At 43.5% G+C, this 18,390-nt stretch carries 23 protein-coding genes; 13 read left to right on the top strand and 10 right to left on the bottom strand.

The window, feature by feature from the left end:
• Nucleotide 1: 1 nt before the first annotated feature.
• The 7 genes from TY87_RS09265 to TY87_RS09240 all read right to left on the bottom strand — a co-directional run bounded on the left by TY87_RS09265 (nucleotide 2) and on the right by TY87_RS09240 (nucleotide 3,782).
• The gene (locus TY87_RS09265; protein ID WP_100186866.1) at nucleotides 2-256 is read right to left on the bottom strand and encodes an ogr/Delta-like zinc finger family protein; all 255 of its coding nucleotides are present in this window, start codon (nucleotides 254-256) and stop codon (nucleotides 2-4) included.
• Complete coding sequence (locus TY87_RS09260) at nucleotides 240-2,075, bottom strand: replication endonuclease (protein ID WP_100186865.1); 1,836 nt, start codon at nucleotides 2,073-2,075, stop codon at nucleotides 240-242. The genes TY87_RS09265 and TY87_RS09260 overlap by 17 nt, the downstream gene beginning before the upstream one ends.
• Nucleotides 2,038-2,592, bottom strand: a complete 555-nt coding sequence (locus TY87_RS09255) for a hypothetical protein (RefSeq protein WP_100186864.1) — start codon at nucleotides 2,590-2,592, stop codon at nucleotides 2,038-2,040. Before TY87_RS09255 ends, TY87_RS09260 begins: the two co-directional genes overlap by 38 nt.
• Nucleotides 2,522-2,728 (bottom strand): hypothetical protein, encoded by a 207-nt coding sequence (locus tag TY87_RS22480; RefSeq protein ID WP_157789883.1) that lies wholly within the window; start codon nucleotides 2,726-2,728, stop codon nucleotides 2,522-2,524. The genes TY87_RS09255 and TY87_RS22480 overlap by 71 nt, the downstream gene beginning before the upstream one ends.
• Before the next feature lie 238 nt (nucleotides 2,729-2,966).
• On the bottom strand, nucleotides 2,967-3,104 hold the full coding sequence (locus TY87_RS22475) for a hypothetical protein (protein ID WP_157789882.1): 138 nt from the start codon (nucleotides 3,102-3,104) through the stop codon (nucleotides 2,967-2,969).
• 3 nt (nucleotides 3,105-3,107) lie between these two features.
• Entirely contained in the window at nucleotides 3,108-3,545 is a 438-nt protein-coding gene (locus TY87_RS09245; RefSeq protein WP_100186862.1) for a phage regulatory CII family protein, read from the bottom strand.
• A 36-nt stretch (nucleotides 3,546-3,581) separates the two neighbouring features.
• Nucleotides 3,582-3,782, bottom strand: coding sequence for a Cro/CI family transcriptional regulator (locus tag TY87_RS09240; RefSeq protein WP_100186861.1), 201 nt, complete (start codon nucleotides 3,780-3,782; stop codon nucleotides 3,582-3,584).
• A gap of 103 nt (nucleotides 3,783-3,885) precedes the next feature.
• Between TY87_RS09240 and TY87_RS09235 the strand changes: the two genes are divergently transcribed.
• From TY87_RS09235 to TY87_RS22465, 8 genes are all read left to right on the top strand, one after another.
• A complete protein-coding gene (locus TY87_RS09235) occupies nucleotides 3,886-4,536 on the top strand; it encodes a LexA family protein (protein WP_100186860.1) in 651 nt (216 codons plus the stop codon).
• Nucleotides 4,537-4,639: 103 nt separating this feature from the next.
• Nucleotides 4,640-4,981, top strand: a complete 342-nt coding sequence (locus TY87_RS09230; RefSeq protein ID WP_100186859.1) for a hypothetical protein — start codon at nucleotides 4,640-4,642, stop codon at nucleotides 4,979-4,981.
• A gap of 10 nt (nucleotides 4,982-4,991) precedes the next feature.
• A complete protein-coding gene (locus TY87_RS09225; RefSeq protein ID WP_100186858.1) occupies nucleotides 4,992-5,258 on the top strand; it encodes a helix-turn-helix transcriptional regulator in 267 nt (88 codons plus the stop codon).
• Between the two features lie 76 nt (nucleotides 5,259-5,334).
• A complete protein-coding gene (locus TY87_RS22470) occupies nucleotides 5,335-5,472 on the top strand; it encodes a hypothetical protein (RefSeq protein WP_157789881.1) in 138 nt (45 codons plus the stop codon).
• Between the two features lie 9 nt (nucleotides 5,473-5,481).
• Nucleotides 5,482-5,844, top strand: a complete 363-nt coding sequence (locus TY87_RS09220; RefSeq protein ID WP_100186857.1) for a hypothetical protein — start codon at nucleotides 5,482-5,484, stop codon at nucleotides 5,842-5,844.
• A gap of 4 nt (nucleotides 5,845-5,848) precedes the next feature.
• Nucleotides 5,849-6,238 carry a DUF7673 family protein gene (locus tag TY87_RS09215; protein ID WP_100186856.1) on the top strand — a complete coding sequence of 130 codons (390 nt, stop codon included), beginning with the start codon at nucleotides 5,849-5,851 and terminating at the stop codon, nucleotides 6,236-6,238.
• A 32-nt stretch (nucleotides 6,239-6,270) separates the two neighbouring features.
• Nucleotides 6,271-6,789 carry a hypothetical protein gene (locus TY87_RS09210; RefSeq protein WP_100186855.1) on the top strand — a complete coding sequence of 173 codons (519 nt, stop codon included), beginning with the start codon at nucleotides 6,271-6,273 and terminating at the stop codon, nucleotides 6,787-6,789.
• A gap of 366 nt (nucleotides 6,790-7,155) precedes the next feature.
• Complete coding sequence (locus TY87_RS22465) at nucleotides 7,156-7,317, top strand: hypothetical protein (protein ID WP_157789880.1); 162 nt, start codon at nucleotides 7,156-7,158, stop codon at nucleotides 7,315-7,317.
• A gap of 38 nt (nucleotides 7,318-7,355) precedes the next feature.
• On the opposite strand, the gene TY87_RS09205 is transcribed toward TY87_RS22465, so the two are convergent.
• Nucleotides 7,356-8,570, bottom strand: a complete 1,215-nt coding sequence (locus tag TY87_RS09205; protein WP_100186854.1) for a tyrosine-type recombinase/integrase — start codon at nucleotides 8,568-8,570, stop codon at nucleotides 7,356-7,358.
• A gap of 670 nt (nucleotides 8,571-9,240) precedes the next feature.
• On the opposite strand from TY87_RS09205, the gene TY87_RS09200 reads away from it, so the two are divergent.
• The 5 genes from TY87_RS09200 (at nucleotide 9,241) to TY87_RS09180 (ending at nucleotide 16,826) form a co-directional block, all read left to right on the top strand.
• On the top strand, nucleotides 9,241-10,005 hold the full coding sequence (locus tag TY87_RS09200) for an ABC transporter ATP-binding protein (protein WP_072840288.1): 765 nt from the start codon (nucleotides 9,241-9,243) through the stop codon (nucleotides 10,003-10,005).
• A 20-nt stretch (nucleotides 10,006-10,025) separates the two neighbouring features.
• On the top strand, nucleotides 10,026-10,892 hold the full coding sequence (locus TY87_RS09195; RefSeq protein ID WP_232617099.1) for an iron-siderophore ABC transporter substrate-binding protein: 867 nt from the start codon (nucleotides 10,026-10,028) through the stop codon (nucleotides 10,890-10,892).
• Nucleotides 10,892-12,868, top strand: coding sequence for a Fe(3+)-hydroxamate ABC transporter permease FhuB (gene fhuB / locus TY87_RS09190; protein WP_072840286.1), 1,977 nt, complete (start codon nucleotides 10,892-10,894; stop codon nucleotides 12,866-12,868). The genes TY87_RS09195 and fhuB overlap by 1 nt, the downstream gene beginning before the upstream one ends.
• A gap of 85 nt (nucleotides 12,869-12,953) precedes the next feature.
• Nucleotides 12,954-14,609, top strand: a complete 1,656-nt coding sequence (locus tag TY87_RS09185; protein WP_100186852.1) for a multidrug ABC transporter permease/ATP-binding protein — start codon at nucleotides 12,954-12,956, stop codon at nucleotides 14,607-14,609.
• Between the two features lie 36 nt (nucleotides 14,610-14,645).
• Nucleotides 14,646-16,826: a TonB-dependent siderophore receptor gene (locus TY87_RS09180; protein WP_100186851.1), complete on the top strand. Its 2,181-nt coding sequence runs from the start codon at nucleotides 14,646-14,648 to the stop codon at nucleotides 16,824-16,826.
• Between the two features lie 112 nt (nucleotides 16,827-16,938).
• Here the strand turns inward: TY87_RS09180 and TY87_RS09175 are convergent, their stop codons facing one another.
• Both TY87_RS09175 and TY87_RS09170 read right to left on the bottom strand, forming a co-directional pair.
• Nucleotides 16,939-17,649, bottom strand: a complete 711-nt coding sequence (locus TY87_RS09175; protein WP_100186850.1) for a 4'-phosphopantetheinyl transferase family protein — start codon at nucleotides 17,647-17,649, stop codon at nucleotides 16,939-16,941.
• Nucleotides 17,627-18,202 (bottom strand): nitroreductase family protein, encoded by a 576-nt coding sequence (locus tag TY87_RS09170; protein ID WP_100186849.1) that lies wholly within the window; start codon nucleotides 18,200-18,202, stop codon nucleotides 17,627-17,629. The genes TY87_RS09175 and TY87_RS09170 overlap by 23 nt, the downstream gene beginning before the upstream one ends.
• Nucleotides 18,203-18,390: the final 188 nt, after the last annotated feature.

The following is an 18,390-nucleotide window of genomic DNA, read 5'->3' as shown; positions in this document are numbered from 1 at the left end:
CTCACACCCCTTTGATGTTCAGTTGTTCTTGCTGTTCTAAAATCTTGCGGGCCATGCTGACCACGTCGGTTTGCGGTGGGTTGATGTAGTGTTTAAATTCCATGCCAAAAACCGCGCGCGCGCCGCATCCGTCCTTCTCTACGCACTGCACGTAAAGTTCTTTGTAAAACACGTCTTTTATGTCTTTTGCTAAATCATTGCTGTTCGTGATAATCGCTTTGCCTTTGCAGCGTGGACATTTAACCCGTACTGACATTTGCGCCACCTCCACCGCTTCCGGTTCGCTGATTTCCGAGGCCGAAACTCGGCCCCGTACAGTTATTGACACGAGTCCAAGGAACGGCTGCGCCGTTCTTCAAAGAAGAAGACCCAGAACCAGACCCAATACGCTGGATCGTCCAGTCATAAAAACGCGTCACGAATACTTCAATACCACGGGCCACACCTTTGACAGACGAAACCAATTCCCCGTATTGGTTTTCTTCTTCTTCGCTGTAATGAAGCTTTAAAGTTTGGTTACGACCTGCGAACACACCACCCATCAGTTTGGTAAAGTCTTTCCAACGGCCTTTGTCTGCAGCTTCATGAATTGGTTTAATAACCGCGCCCACGTCCTTTTTGATTTTGCGTAGTTCACGCCATACACTCACAGACACACCGCCAAAAAATTGGAACTGTCGAATACCAAAACGACGCGCCCAACCTGTGATACTTTCGGACATGTCCGACGCGTTGCGCCCTGTCTCAATGTCTTTTTCAATGTGTTCACCATCCACGCTTTTACAAACGTATTTCGCCATGTAACCCGCCGCCGTTCCTTGCGCTGGATCCATGAATTTAATGTCGTAGCGCTTTTCTTCCGCGCCTTTTTCGTGCCCGTCTTCTTGCAATGCGTAATGCTTAAAAATGGCTAAAAACTTCTTTAGCTGTGCGGCTTCGCCAAACACCATCATGTGCCAATGTGGCGTGGCGTCGTGGTGTGGCTCGACCACACGAACCCCATAAAAATGCACATCATCACGTTTGCACTTTGAACGAATGCGCTTAAACACATTGCATAGGTAGGTTTGCCCACGTCTTGGATCAGGGCATTTTGCTTTGTAGAACTTGCCAACACGGCGCCCGTTTTTACGCACCGCGTGATATTTAGATGGACAGGTCAACGTTAGGAAATACCCAACGTGCCCCATTTCAACAGCCAACTCTTCCGTACCACGAACCCGCGCCATTAATTCACCACGACGAATAAACGGGTTAGATATGCCACGGCTGGATAAATCTTCTAGGGTAAAGGCTTCGTCATTTTGGTTAACCGCTTCCCAACCCCTTAAAAATTCGGCGTTGGCTCTTTGTTGTTTGCGGAACTTGTTTAAACCCCATTTTGAAAGATAAGGGGATGCGCCGTTGTGGACTTCGCCACATTCGCGCAAGATACTTTCAACCACTCGCCATTGCTTCTTGGCTTGGCGCGCCCACCATTCTGGTGTGATCATGCGGGCAATCATGGCAACAACTTTGTCTTGGTCGTCCCAATCTTTAAACGCCACGCCCACTTCCTTCAAATGAACTTCCGTCCACTTAAGAGCCGCTTCGCGCCCTTCGTTAACCATTAGCCCATACATGCCGGACTCGAATTCATAGCGCTTTGTTTCTGCCCATTTGCTCAGCTCGGCCCCGTCTAATTCGCTTATCATCTTGTCGCAAAAACGCAAACGGGCCACGACACCGCGCAACCATTCAATGGAGTCTTGACGGCTTCGCTTGGCGAGTCGTTCCGCTTCCTTTTGCACGTAGGGACGCATAACCGAAATCTTGTTTAATAGTTGGTAACGCTCAACCACCTCAACCAACCAAGCATTAGCCACAATGTGGCCTTTTTCTTGGTCTAACTCGTCAAGACGCGCGCGCAATTCGAAAACGTCCTCATGACTTAAACCTTTCAACCGCTCCTTACGCCATTCTTCACACTCATGCGGCCACATAAAACCCGCTGGCGCGGGTGTAATTGGCTCTAATACTTGTTCATGACTCCAATAACTAAGCATGCTTAACAACCGCTCCCGTATTAAATTCATTGAATTTTCTTTCTTCTTCTTGCGCTATTTCCAACGCGGCTAAATCCAACTTTTCCGCCAAGCGCAATGCAACCGCGCTACCCGTCCACTTTGCCGAATGTCGAACACCGTCAACCTCTGGCATGGTCGCCGCGCCATCCATTAGGAATCGTTTTAATTTTCCCGTTACTGCCGCCACCATCATTTCACTTAGCAACACCAATTCCTGTTTACTAAATGGATCGTCGCCCATTTCGCGTGGTTCGAACTTTTCAGCCAATCGCAATGGCATAACAGACCAACCACCAAAGCTGGTTTTGCCTTTTCTGGCACCCTGCTTTTCGATCTTCAAAATGCTAAAACGTGGATTCCATGTACCCATAAAAAACCAGCCTGTTTGCAAGTCTTGATCGACCTCATGACACACGCGCATTTTCATCCAATGCCTTGCCACTTCTAACAGCACTTCAATTTCCACATTGGCGAACGTCATCAATGAACTGGGTGTCTCGCGGTTCAACTCGTGTACGTTTGACATAACCTTTTTCCTCTAATGCTTTCTTTTCTTCTTTCCACGAACGCCATATTTTCTGGCGCACCTCTTGCGGCGGCATAATCCGCAGCATGGCTTTTAGCTGTTCGTATGACTGTTCAAGGGCTGTGATGGTTTGCATGAGTCATCCTCTCGCATCATTTCGTTGTATTCAGCGCGGGTAACAAGCCATCTCGAATCGCCGCACTCCGGACAAAACCTTTTTCCACCGAACAGCCAGCTACCCAATTGGCTTTTCTTCCCCTCCCAAGCGCAATCAACACAGTCATACATTTCGTTTGCGTCTTTCTGGACGGCTTCGAATTTCTGTATTTGCAATTCACGTAACTGGTGATTTATGCGATTTATTTTTGCTGACATCATAAAAACCCCACTTTGATTAACATGGTGATTTCCACCACGCTGCCGATGGTGACCAACACAGCCGATGCAGCGGCCAAGGCCATGCGGCGGTTGTGTCTTTTCCTTGCTGTTTTTTTCGTGAAATCGAAATGCATAACTCACCCCTCGAATGGTCGGCCGTGGACGATAACCGCTTGCATAAGTACTTCAAGCGACGTGATAGCCTCGCGGATTTCTTTTAGGATTTTTGAACGTTCGCGCTCGGATAAATGGTTATCCGCTAATGCTTCTTGAACCGCTGCGAATACGTCGCCTATCTCTTTGCCTTGATTAATCATGGCTTCCAGAATCGACGGCGGCGCGTCCTTCAAAACACTAAGAACAAATTCGGCTTGCATGGCACGCAATACAACGTCGTTACCCGTAAACACTTGGATGGCGTGTAACTCATGGACGGTTAATTTGTTGTATTCGTTTTGCGGATTGACTTTGTTTGTCAGGATTTGGCGACCAATGCCCAATGTCTCTGATATTTCCGTGGTGCTCATTTCAGATTTATGAACAAGGTCGTGCATTGCTTGATTTAAGTGGCTCACTTCATTTTCTCCCCAGACAATGAAATATATTTTTAGTTAGGCGGTTTGTTTATGCTTTGGCATATACAAAGAAGCATCGTATTTAAGAGCGCCATCAGTAAGGCGCTCTAGCTTCATGGCTTGAAGTTCTGGCACTCGATCAGGCCAACAAGAAACAGAGGCACGAGTAATATTTAAAACTCTCGCCACCTCAGATTGATTATTTCCGTAGAACTCGATCACGGATGTCTTGTCCATCTTTTTCACCTTTTTAGTGTTTAGTTTCGCTAACACTAATCGTTAGGCTAACTGGTGTCAAGATGTTCTAACATAATGTTTTGCTAACTAAACGGTTTTCGATATGACGACAGGCGAAAGAATTTCTAAAAAAAGACATGAACTAGGGATAACACTAAGAGCACTTAGCAGAATTGTTGGGGCCGCACCTGCGACCGTATCTCTATGGGAACACGACACAAACCAACCAAATGGCGACAACCTCCTCAAACTAGCCAAAGCCTTAAACACAACCCCAGAATGGTTGCGTCACGGACATGGCGTAAGAGAAAGTAAACATCTCTACAATATTGAGCCCGCCGCCAAACAACCAAGCACACGAAAATTACCCGTTATCAGTCACGTACACGCTGGAAATTGGGCGGAAGCCATAGACTATTATGCCGCTGGGGACGACGTAGAATGGGAGGATGCACCATATTCTGCTAGTTCCAACGCGTTTTGGCTTCGTGTAGTTGGTGACAGCATGACCTCACCAATAGGATTAAGTATTACCGAAGGGATGCTTATTCTAGTTGATCCAGACATTGCACCTGAAAATGGTAAATTGGTAGTTGCCAAACTAGACGGCACCGACGAAGTAACATTTAAAAAGCTAGTCATTGACGCAGGCATAAAATCTTTAAGACCACTCAACCCCTCTTACAGCCCTATCATAATTAATGGAAATTGCCAGATTGTTGGCGTAGTCACAGAGCTAAAACTAAAACTTTAAATTCCACTTATCTAAAATATTAATGTTTAGCTTACTTGACAGTAAGCCTTTTCACCTCTATTGTTCGGTTAACTAAACAACTAAAGACAAAGAGGGACAACACATGACAACCAAAGACACTAACACCATCATCCGCGCAATGAACAACGTTGACTTTATGGACTTCGTTGAATCTCACGACAAAAACGGACGTTTAGAAAAGGCGTGTGAAGCGTTTTTCACCGAATACCACCGCACCGATGCGGCGGCTAATTTGACCGCTATCTCTGAGCAACACCTAATCAGTATCTGGCGCTTCTTCGTGGCCTACATGCTGGGCTTTGCACCATACGGTTTTCAGATGGATGCAGCGTTTGACAATGGATGCCGCCAACCTTGGGAAACCGACGGTTTGAAAAAACTCATCACAGAACAACACGAACTTGCCATTAGCCAATTTGCATAAGGGGAACACCATGGCACAGCAAAACACAGAAGCAAGCGGCAACACCATGACACCAGCGAGCGGTTATTTAACGTCCGCGCAGCTTTGCGAACGCCTCGGCAATTTGTCGACGCGCACTCTTCACCGTTGGCAGCAAAAAGAAATCAACCCATTGCCAGAACCGACGATCCGCCCAAGTGGCACATGCAATCTGTGGTCAGCCGATGAAATCTACGCATGGGAAGAACGAGAAAAGGCGCTTTCAAAAGCTCGCAGTAAAAAAGCGAGCACGCATTAGAAATGAAAAAGCCGGTAGGAAATGCAACTTCCCAACCGGCCGAGACAACAACCAACCCTAACCATAGGAATTAATTATGTCGAAATCAGATTATAACGTCATCCGCCGCACCACGTTAAGCGGTTTTATCAATCTCTCACCAGATTTAAAAAGCCGTTACCTGGCAACCTGCCCAACTTGCGTAAAAACCGCCCTTCTTAAATTGGCTAAGTAAGGAACCATCATGGCAAACAAATCACGCTTTCTATCCGCTGAAATTAACCTCAGCGATGTATTCAAAACCGAATCGACAAAATGCCCAACATGCGGCGGCGATGCCGTCGAACGCGCTGGACACCTTGAAGCATGCGTACAAGATGCCGAAACCCTTTCGATCAAAATGCACGCGGTAGAAAAAACCATCAAAGCGTTTTATCTCGCCTTAGATCGTGGTGAAAACGCGTTGATTTATCAGAATAAAGCGTTTCGAGCTATTGAAGCCTTGTTAGGTGTGCAATGGGAACGCGGCGCCATGACCGAGCATTTAAGCAAGCACCCAAAGCTTAAAGAAATGTATGAACAACAACTTAAAAAATTAGGGCATTAAGACTATGAAACAACAACTCACAACAACAATGAGTCCAGAATTTCGCGCGGCGATTGAAGAACAACAACAGGCTTATGATGCAGCCGCAAGCAAAAGCCAAGCGGGTGAAGCCGAGTACAAAGACGCTATCTTGCGCTTGCTGAAATTGGCGCAAGATGACAGCAGCGCCTCAGAAGTGGCCGCGCAAATCTTGCTTTCTACTTACAATAGCTACAACTGGCACGCGCCGCTAGCTTGGTTTTGCCACCTCGACGCACTTAACTTTGACGCCGCCATTACCGTCATCAAAGGCCGTTGGTCATTGCACACCGAACCGCACAATGTCATCCAAAATGGTGACGTACTTTTCAAAGACCTAAAAAAACGCTGGTCTAATTTACCAACGCAAGGTTAATCACTTTTTTACTAATCAGGGGAGTAAATATTATGACTACACAACACAGCGAATCGATAGCAGCACGCATAAAAGAAATGGAATCACGTCCTGAAAACATGAACCACGAATGGTTGTTCGGATGGTTTACTACAGCAAAAACCAAACGCGATGCCGATTCAAAAGAAGTCACTATAAAAGAAATGCACAAGGCATGGGCGTACTTTCGTTCCTACTGCAAACGTAACGACTTGGAAATTCAAGGTTATCGCCGAATCACACTCGGTCAAAAACACGATCACCCAAAATTAGAAATAGGAATTTTTACCCAAAAAGAATCGCTAAAAAAAATAAGCGAAGCGCTTGCAGGACACTTCACAGATCATGGTTTCAAATCAGTCACCAAGAAAGCAAAAGAGCAATGCCACGTTGATCAATACATCGAGAAGTATTTTTCGAAATCACACACACCAGATCAACAAGATCGATTGCGGGATACGGCAGGTACACGCCCAACAGTTTTCATAAACCCACCAATACAACTTAAGCAATCACTTCTTATGATGCAGTGATTGCCCAATATCGCAAACACAAAAAAGCCGCAATTAAGCGGCTTTTTTGTGTAGAGGAGATTGGCGATCTACCGCCTACATTACTAAGTACAACTATATATCTGTGTCAATAATTGTAGTCCTTTCATACAACTTGTTCAACCTCGCTTTTAGTTTGTCCTTATTTGCCATAGAATAGCCCCGCAGTGTTTTTATAGTCTTCTCAGTCATTGATTTCTAACCGGATAAATATAAGTTAGAAGGCAGGCATCGCGCCTCAGCTTCTAAAATAAACCTTTTTCCCTCGTTAGAATGTTTACTCCCTCGCGGGGATACTCTCGCCCTTTTGCTAGCCTTGGCCGGCTATCTGGCTCAAAAGGATCATCAATGGCTAAGTACGACTATATATCTGTAGTTTCTAAAGGTAATTATAGCCAGCGACACTTTAGAGCCTTGGCCTTCCCAAAAGGAGGTCTTATGCTAGAAATAGCTATCGCCACTCTTGTTATCGGCATTGCGCAACTTATGGTAATGATCTTTCGCAAGTAAAAGAACAAACCACCCTACTTCGGTAGGGTGGTTTTTTATTATCTCTGTTTCGTTATATCTTGCAGCCGATCCCACCATTTTCTATACGCCTCGGCTTGCTCTTCTAAATAATCATATCGGTCATAGGTCTGCCATTCACCTGGTAGTTTGTGCCCAAGTATTATTTCCCCAATGTGCGGCGGCGCTAGTGTCGAAAAATTAGTTCTGGTCGTTCTTCGCAAGTCATGCAAGGACCAATGCGCCATTTCGTAACCGTCGTTTTTTCTCAGCCATTGCATAATGTTGTAGGGCAATTGAACCGGCGCGGTTCTGCCCATTGGTTCGTCGCTTCCCGCGTTGTTGAACACAAACCGACCTTTACCACTCAGTGCAATGGCGTCTTTTATGATTGGCTCTATTTCTGGAATGATTGGCCTTAGTAGTGGTTTTCCTGTTTTCGCCCCTAATTTGTGATTCTCTGGCGGCACGGTCCAAACATGATTTTCAAAATCAAAGTGGGCTTTTTCGCTCGCTCTTAGTTCGCCATTTCGACAGCCAAAAAATAAGCACAACTTCACGAAGTTTTTGTTCTTTGGCGCCATCCTTGACCGTTCAACCGCGCGCCAAAGGTAGTATATTTCTTCGTCGGTTAATGCCCGATCCGTTACGCCGCTGGTGATTTGCAAATCCTGCTTGGCGTTAATATCTGACAAGATATTTCTGTCTACTAATTGGCGTCTAACACACCATTTCAGCATTTGTTTTGTGTTGGTCAATATTCTATCGGCAATAGATGGCTTTCCAGCGGCCACCAAATCTTCCAATATTTTCAACCATTGCTGTAAGGTAATCGCACCAACGGGCAGCATGCCCACTTCTTTGATCACGTACAGCTCAAAAGACCGCTTTATTTCTTCGTGACCTTTTTTATTCTTTTTGCAGTATGCGTGATACCACTGTGTAAAAATCTCTTGGAATGATTCGGCCTGTACTATCGCCTGTTTTTCCATGCGTTTGACTATGCGAGGATCAAAACCTTGTTCTAGTTTTGACCTAAATTCCTGCGCCCTTTCGCGTGCTGTCTTCAATCCAATAAGAGGATAAGAACCCACATCAAGCCGCGCGGCTTTTCCAGCGTATCGATACCGAATTTGGAAAACGATCTTACCTTTTGCCGATATTCGAACACTTAAACCGTCACGGTCTGCTCTTTCTTCCGGCTTTGATCGTTCTTTTTTATGATTGGCCTTTAACCATGCCTCAGATAGCGCCATACCTAGCCCCCGCCGCTTTTTGTGTACATATTTTTCAAGACTCGAAAAACTGCATTTTATGTACACGCCTGTGTACACATTTAGTTTGGCTTATTATGTCTTGGTTGGTCTTGTTATGTCTAACCTTAAAACGGGGAATATCAGTAAATTAAAGGCTTATAGGGGATTTTTGACGGGTTTTGACTTGGCTAGACTTTAGCGCTATCAATTGGGTGGGAGATGATAGCAAATGTGCGTCTATCGCTTACTTCATTAAGAAAATTCTGGTCTGCCATTAAAGTGTTCTTTTAGGTTATACGCGGGCTCTAAAACACTCGACATAAAAGCCAGTGCTCAACCCCGTTATGTTAATCGTGATTTCGTTGGCGACTATTTTCGCTGATCTCGGCTTTATAAACAATCAATGCCTATGGAATTAATCACTATTTAAACTTTCAGTCACTAACACCCTAAAATAACCATCCAATACAACCCACCGCCATGCACACAAACACAATCACCGAAAACATCAAAGGGCGAAGAGGGAAAAATCAACACCCCCTTACAAATGATTTGCATTATTATTAACAACAGCAATAAAATAACCATCTCTCTGAATATAAGTGCAAACACTCAAATACAGTTTTAATCACTTTCAAGCTTCGATTTAAAGAATGGTAGAGCCTTAAGAATGATAGAGTCTAAAGAACTGCAGTTTAGTATCGGTGACCGTTCACTATTAACAAACTTTTCAATGACCTTTGAGGCGGGAAAAATCTACGCTTTAGTTGGCCATAATGGGTCCGGCAAATCTACCCTTTTAAAACTACTTGCTCAGCAACAAAAACCAACAGCTGGCAACATTTTACTGAATCATCAGTCTATTGCTTCATGGTCTCAAAAAAAGTTTGCTCAGCAAGTGGCGTATCTTCCTCAACAAACACCGTCTACAGATAGCCTTTCTGGAAGAGATCTTGTCAGCTTTGGTCGCTATCCTTGGCATGGTTTACTCGGACGACTAAACAAAGAAGATCAACAATATATTGACGAGGCAATGGAACTAACAGATACAGCAGGCTATGCCGATCGGTTGGTTGACACCTTATCTGGGGGCGAGCGTCAGCGTTTATGGCTAGCCATGTTACTAGCCCAACGGACACAATATCTCTTACTGGATGAGCCCCTTTCGGCACTGGATATCGCACACCAAGTTGACATGCTCAACCTCATCAAAAGTCTCAGTAAAAATCTCAATTTAGGCGTTATTATCGTTATCCACGACATTAATATGGCTGCGCGTTTTTGCGATCACATTGTGGCTCTCCACAGTGGTGAAATGATTGCTTCAGGCTCTGTAGACAGCATTTTTAATCAAGACCAATTGCAAAAAATCTATGGTATCAAGATGCATATATCTGAACATCCAGCCGGCTACCCAGTTGCTATGCCTTACTGATGGGAAAAGATTTTATAAAGATGAAACACTCAAAAATTTTAATCATATTTTTTGCTTTTTTTGCATCTAACATTCTTCACGCAGAACAAACAAAGCCACTTAGAGTAATGTCGATTGACTGGACTCAAACCGAAACCTTGATTGCTCTTGGCATAAAGCCTATTGCAATGGCGCAACAATCTGGTTACGAAGCTTGGGTTAAAGCTCCAGCCATTCCAAGCACAACTGCAGATGTAGGATTGAGAACACAACCAAATCTAGAAAGACTATCGGAGCTCAAGCCAGACAAAATTTTCATTTCACCTATGTTTACTTCACTTATTCCTAAGCTTTCCCATATCGCCCCTGTTACTAACATCACACTCTATAAGCAAGACAACATCTCTTGGGATGGTTTTAAGACCTTCACTCGTAGGCTTGGCGACGAGACAAATGCACAGGCAGAAGCAGAAACACTGATTTCCTCCTCAGAAAAAAAACTCGCCGATCTAGCGGGTCAAATAGCAAAAGACACACCACCACTACTGATGGTCCAATTTATGGACAGTAGGCATGTTCGAGTGTTTGGGGACAACAGTATGTACAAGGTTGCGGCGAATAATATTGGCTTAGAAAGCGCATGGAAAGAAGAAACCAATGCTTGGGGATTTTCGCTTGTGGGCATAGATAAGCTGATGAACATAAAAAGTCAAATCATCATAATTAAACCAATACCTGTTGGTGTTGAAGAAAACTTACAGCAAGATCTTTTTTGGCAATATTTAGTAAAACAATCAGGCCAACCCGCTTTGATAGTCGAGCCTGCATGGAGTTTTGGCGCTATCCCTTCCACCATTCGTTTTGCTGAATTACTCACCAACACTTTAAGCCATAAAGAGCAACAATAATGCGAGTTTTCCCTATTAGTTTTATCGCCATATTAACCGCCTGTGTTGCATTGTTTATGGGTTGGCAACTATCACTTAATGACTCTTTCTTACATAACCTAACCAGTTTATTACAGCCAAACTGGCTCTCTGATAACTCAATAAAGCTCCATTTAACCTGGTGGCCTCGCCTCTTTACTACCTTAATTTGTGGTGCGGCATTAGCGACCGCGGGACTTTTAATGCAGCAAGTATTAAGAAACCCATTAGCCTCACCAACCACCCTTGGCGTCGCAAGTGGTGCTAGCTTTAGCTTGATGATGGCCACACTCTATGCGCCATGGCTGATTGAACTATCGCACAGTTTAGTTGCAATGACCGGCGGTTTAATGGCCATGGGGATTGTTTTCGCACTTTCTTGGCGTCGTGCTCTTTCGCCTACAATTGTGGTTATCTCTGGACTAATTCTTAACCTTTACTTTGGCGCTTTCAGCTCTGTCCTACTCATAATGAACCAAGAAAAATTAGCAGGATTGATGATATGGGGAGCTGGATCATTAACACAAACAGGCTGGGGAAATGTTGCCTACTTGGCGCCTAGAATTTTTGCACTTATTCTTATCGCATTTCTCTTCGTCAAACCATTAACGCTCTTACAACTGTCGGAATCTGGCGCGAAAAGCCTTGGTGTCTCACTCGCTAAGTTGAGAGTTATTTGTCTAGGGCTTGCGGTGTTATTAACCTCTTTGGTAGTTGCCACCGTAGGTATAATAGGCTTCATTGGACTAGCAGCACCGGCCATTACACGCCTAATTGGCGTTCATAGATTACTACCAAAATTTCTCGTTTCTATGCTAATTGGTGCACTTTTATTAACCCTAACTGATTTGGCTATACAACGCTTACCTGGCCTTATGTCAATCATGATTCCAACTGGAGCAGCAACCGCCGCTCTCGGCGCTCCACTCATGTTGTGGCTACTACCAAAACTGGCAATGCGTAGCCAAACACATACTGAGACGATTTTAACTCGCCATAGCGAACAAGGACGATATCTCAGCAAATACACCATCTGGATTGCTCTTGGCATTGTTTTTACAGGACTGTTTATTTTTTCAAGTTTATCTATTGGAAATAATGGCTGGAGCTGGATATTCACTACTCACAACTGGTCTGTATTGGAATGGCGACTTCCTCGATTATTAGCCGCCATTTTAGCAGGCGCCATGTTGGCGACTGCAGGAACCATTATTCAACGCCTAAGTGGTAACCCTATGGCAAGTCCAGAAGTGATTGGCATCAGCTCTGGAACCGCACTCGGTGTGATAGTCGTACTATTTTCAGGTCTTAGTTCAAGCTTAACAGGGATGTATATTGGTGGCTTCATTGGCGCTCTATGTGCTGTGGGCTTAATCATATTACTTAACCGAAAATCCGGTTTCCAACCAGAAAAAGTACTATTAACGGGTGTTGCAATAACCGCATTAATGAGTGCGGTACAAAGCATTGTTTTGGCTGGTGGCGACCCAAGAAGCTATCAATTACTTGCCTGGTTAGCTGGCACGACATATTACGTTACGACTGACGCGCTCATTCCACTTACCACTGTGACAATAATCTTAATCGCGATTGGTTTTATCTGCCACCGTTGGCTGGATATTCTACCTTTAGGTGAAGCTAGCACACGCGCTTTAGGTATCAACGTCTCGCGATCAAGAATGCTGCTATTATTGCTAGTTTCAGGATTAACAGTCAGTGCAACATTAGTTGTCGGTCCACTTAGCTTCATCGGCCTAATGGCACCGCACTTGGCTCGTTTATTAGGATTTAGCCGAGCCAAAGAGCACTTGGTAGCCTCGATTATGGTTGGCAGTACGCTAATGCTTTTCTCTGATTGGCTTGGTCGTCAGATACTTTACCCTCAAGACATTCCAACGGGCATGGTCGCCTCTATTATCGGCGGACTCTATTTGATGTGGGGATTACGCCGACTTTAAAACATCTGATATAAAAAATTGAGAATAAACCACTCAATAAATGAGAATAATAATACAAATCACATTCTTTCTAAATAGAGACGCTATGAACTTATTCCACCAGCTAGCCAACAATCAACTAAAAACACTGTCTCTTGTCGTGTTACTTAGTATTGCTAGCGCATTACTTACTCTCGGTGTCATCGCATTTATCCAATACAAATTATTAAATGCAAATAACCTAACTCCAAATGTAATGTGGCAATTTTTATTGCTTTTAGTGGCATTACTAGCCATAGCAACTTGGGCTCAAATTGCACTGCATAAATTAGGGCATCAATTTGTCTATCTAAAACGCTGCCAGCTCATCAAACAATTGATCAATACAGACATTGAGCAAGTCGATAATATTGGTAGTGCTCGCCTACTCGCCTCACTAAGTACTGATATCCGCAATGTCACTGTGGGATTTGTTCACCTTCCCCAGCTTATTTATGGCGTTGTACTGTCTATCGCAGCAATGGGCTATCTTGCCTTTTTATCGATTCCGCTCTTTGGTATCAGCTTACTCATACTTTCTCTTACAGGATTAATTGGCTTTAGTCTCGTGAGTAAAATCACCTTTTATATCAAGCAAGTTCGCGAATATGACGATAGATTATATAAGGATTATCAAGCAATTATTGACGGTCGCAAAGAGCTCACGCTCAACCCACATAAAGCAAAACGCTACTTTCATCAAGAGTTTGACCCCAATGCGCAACATTATCGCCACCAAATAACTCAAGCTGATACGTTTAATGGCTTTGCCGCCAACATTGCAAACACCTTAATTTTAGCTCTAGTTGGTTTGAATTATTACGCCGCACTAGGACTTGGTTGGGCCAGCGTTGAAGTCGCTTCATCCTTCGCTCTTGTAATTCTTTTTATGCGCGCCCCTTTAATGACGGCAATCGCTTCTTTACCTACCTTGATTACTGCGAATGTTTCAATCAAGAAACTCGAATCTTTGGCGCTTAATAAAAATACTGAGTTTATTCAACAACAAAAAGCACCTCACCCATTCAAAACACTAAGCCTGCAACAAGTCACTTATCAATATAAAACAGATTCATCAGATAAGGCATTCCAAGTTGGTCCAATCAACTTCTCCATTAAGCAAGGAGAGACCATCTTTATTGTTGGTGGTAATGGTAGCGGAAAGTCTACTTTTGCCCGCTTACTGACCGGTCTCTATCGCCCTCATTCTGGCAAAATACTTCTCAACGGTGACCCTGTTCAAGCAGAGCAATGGCCAATATATCGACTACAGTTTTCCGCTGTTTTTAGTGACTATTATCTTTTTCGTCAAATCGCCGATGGTCATGGCCATAACATTGACGATGCCACGATTAATGAATGGCTAACTCTCCTAGAAATGTCCCATAAAGTCTCACATCAAAAAGGGCATTTATCAGACACTCGTTACTCTCAAGGACAACGCAAGCGACTTGCATTACTCATGGCAGTAATGGAGCAACGTGGCTGCATTCTTCTTGACGAGTGGGCGGCCGACCAAGATCCAAGATTCAGAAAAATATTCTACCGAGAACTACTACCAAGATTAAAAGAACGAGGTGTCACCGTCATCGCGATAACTCATGACGACAAATACTTCGATGCTGCAGATCGAATTTTCAAAATGGATATGGGTGTCCTAACCGAGCTCAGCATTTCTGAACAGCAGCAAAACCACTCTATTTTTTCTCATATCATTTATTAGAAATGTAAAAATCCAACTTAAAAGAAAGGAGAGGACATGAAACAACGCTTTACACTAACCCCGCTGTCATTTGCTATTGCTTTGGCACTATCAACAAATATTGCCCATGCGGAAGAGATGGGAACACTTGTGGTAGAAGGTGATACAGAACAAAGTTCAACATCGAATAACTTTAACTATGTCAGCAAGGTTGCCCAAACAGCGACAAAAACAGACGAACAAATCACTAAGATTCCTCGCGCCGTTTCTGTGGTTACTAGAGAACAAATGGATGATCGAGCGCCGATCAGCATCTCTGACGCGCTACAATATACGCCAAGCATCCAAACCAACTTTTATGGTGAAGACAACAAACAAGATTGGTTTGTAATTCGCGGCTTTAAACAAGCCAACAACGGTCTATACCAAGACGGCACTCGCCTATATTCTTCCAGCTTTTATAGCTGGCAAATCGACCCTTTCATGCTAGAACGCATTGAGGTGTTACGAGGCCCGGCATCAACACTGAATGGCCAAACACCACCAGGCGGCGTCATTAATGTCATCAGTAAACGCGCTCAGCTTGAAGAAGATTTTGGCTCTGTTACAGGCACCATAGGTTCTAATGACCGCAAAGAAATTAACCTTGATGTCAATAAAGTCATCAATGACAAATTAGCTTTTCGCATGGTAGCAATCACCCGTGAAAATGGCACTAAGGTCGATGAGGTTGAAGCAAACCGAACACTACTTGCTCCTTCTTTAGCATGGAAAATAAGTGATGATACCAAACTGACTGTGCTAGCCAGCTACCAAAAAGACGACTCTGATCCCTATCTGCAATTTTTACCGATGGAAGGTACTCTAACATCCAATGCAAGCGGTAAAATTAATTATGATACTGCTTTAGGAAACTCAGATTGGGAAACTTTCCAACGCGAACAAACCTCTGTGGGATATGAGCTAGAACATATCTTCAATGATAACTTAAGCTTCCAACAATCGGCTCGTTTTAGCCATATGGATATTAACTTACGTCAATTGTATTACGCAGCTTACGCTGCAGATTATGGTTTCAGTAGCACAAGAGACACTATTCTCCGTGGCGTCACTTATGAAGATGGCGACTCTGATGCCTTCAACATTGATAACCGTTTTATCTACAAGTTTGATGCAGGGAACACAAAACATACATTACTAACTGGTATTGATTACCAAAGTATCGATATAAATAGTAAATCTTACGCAGGAACTATTCTTGCGGCAGACGACGGTAACTTTCTATTTAATCCGTATAGTCCAAGTTATGGTAGCAGCATTTCACTATACAGCTATAATGGCACGTTAACGTCTGTGACAGATGCAGATCTACAAACCACAAAAACGAAGAATCGACAGCTTGGCTTTTATCTCCAAGATAAAGCCAACATCACAGACAAGTTCACAGTTATTGCTGGCGTACGCTACGATGATACCAGTAACGAAACCAACAACACTTCAACCAACAAAAAAACAGACATAGACCTCCATCAGTGGACAGGGAACTTAGGCGCTTCCTATCAGCTAGATAATGGCCTTGTTCCTTATGCTAATTACGCTCAGTCCTTCACCCCAATTATTGCTTTAGATGCAGATAACAATCCAGCAAAACCAGAAAAAGCAGACAGTTACGAAGTGGGTGTAAAATTCAAACCACAAAGTTTTGACGGGCAGTTTGGTATCGCGGCATATCAAGTCACTAAAGAAAATCTAAGCAGCGGATCCAGTGGTACAGCCAACTTCCGTCAGTTAGGAGAAGTACGTAATCGAGGCATTGAATTTGAAGCTGTTGCCAATCTAAACAGAGCGGTCACTTTAGTCGGAACATTGAGCTATGTCGATTCTGAAATAACCAAAGACACTAATAGTTCTAATGTAGGAAAAACACCGGCCCAAATCGCTAACAAACTAGCTTCTGTATGGGGTAACTACCGCTTTATTGACGGTATACTAGATGGTTTAAAAGTCGGTGCTGGAGTACGTTATATCGGTGAGACCTATGCGGATAACACTGAAACAAACAAAGTACCGTCTTACGCCCTTGTTGATGCCATGGCAAGTTATCAAGTTGATAATTACAAGTTCCAACTAGTGGCAAAGAACTTATTTGATAAAGAGTACATCGCTACTTGTGGTGATGGTTTCTGTTACTACGGTGATAGCCGCAACATCATGGCCAGCGTGACTTACGACTGGTAAGCGTTCTAATTGAAATGCTCTTCTAACTTTAAGAGCGCTTCTAACTTTAAAAGCTTTTCAAATCTAAGAGCCTCAAATAATAATGTTCGAGGCTCTTTTTTTGATGAATTAACTAAATGCAAAAAGCCTCAGATACAGGCACTCCAGAAGCCCAATTATCCAGTCTAATATCCGACACAGGCAGATCTGTAGACCACGCAGCAGTAATCACGCCCCAATCAAAAGAAATACTTTGCAGACAATACTGATTGCCTTGCCAATTCAATGGATAAACCTGATCACTCAGTAAGCTAGGCAGGCAATTAATATGATTCAAATCATCTATCAAACCACTTCCACACGCTTTTAGTAGTGCTTCTTTCGCAGTCCAAAGCTTAAAGAAACCTTTGCTTCGATCATGACATCTATCAAGTTGCTGTATCTCATCTGAATGACAGACCATCTCAATCATTGACTCAAGATCATCCATTTCCCGAAAACACTCGATATCCACACCAACAGCACTTTTATCAGTAGATTCGACAAGAGCAACCGCAACTGAGCTGGTACTGTGACTAAGATTAAAGGCAATGCCTTCTTTTATAAAAGGCTTACCAGATGACGTTTGAGCGAAATACCATTCAGATGCTTTTCTAAATGGAAAGTAATGGCTCAAAATCCGTCGTTTAAAAGCATGCGCAAAAATATATTGCTCACGTAGGTGTTCAAATCGAAACATTGAGGCACGTTTTATTTCACTGTCATCAAGAGTGCAATCTATAGGAAAAGCTTTTTTACTAAATGCGATCGTCAATACCACGCTACTTCCAAGGTTGTAATCCATCCTCTTGATTCCATTCAAAAGTATAATCCACAAAGGATTTTCGTTTAGCCAGAGAAGTACGCTTTGGCGTACCTAAGGATATAACCCCAAGCACTTGGTCTTCTTCACTCATTTGCAACATTTGACGCAAAGCATCATCCGTTTCTTGGCTATGCCAAATCCCACCAAACCCCATTGCGTGAGCAGCTAATAATATGTGTTCGCAGGCGGCGGCTCCTGCCAACTGTTGATCCAATACCGAAACACTCGTGTCTTGATTTATAGCGGAATAGACACAAATCATCATTGGCGTATTAATGATCTCTTCAATAAAACGCTGGAAATACTCTTCATTTTCCACTTCGCCATCGTAAATGGAACGAAGCAAGCCCTCCAGATCTCTCATACCTTGTCCCTGGATCACCACGAATCGCCAAGGTTTTAAATTACCATGATCAGGAACCGTCATCGCAGTCTGTAAAATTTGCGCTAATTCAGCTCTATTTGGTGCCGGTTGTAAAAGACTGCCCCGTGAATAAGAACGACGCGTCATCAATGCATCAATAGCATCCATTTTCTATTTGTTCCTTCTATAAAGCATATCAAGTCATGCAAAGTTAGATGTCATAAAACACGCTAATAATAACACGCTAAGATGAGATTGATTCCTAAAAACTTAAGATGGTAACAAAAGATAGTAAAAGCTTGTGATGGGACATTTTTGTCCTCAATATAGGCTAAAACCTAGCGATTATAAGGCCT

Source organism: Marinomonas sp. BSi20584 (genome assembly GCF_002792415.1).
Taxonomy (GTDB): Bacteria; Pseudomonadota; Gammaproteobacteria; order Pseudomonadales; family Marinomonadaceae; genus Marinomonas; species Marinomonas polaris.
The sequence above is the reverse complement of the archived record's forward strand: the minus strand, read 5'-3'. Positions and strand labels throughout refer to the sequence as shown.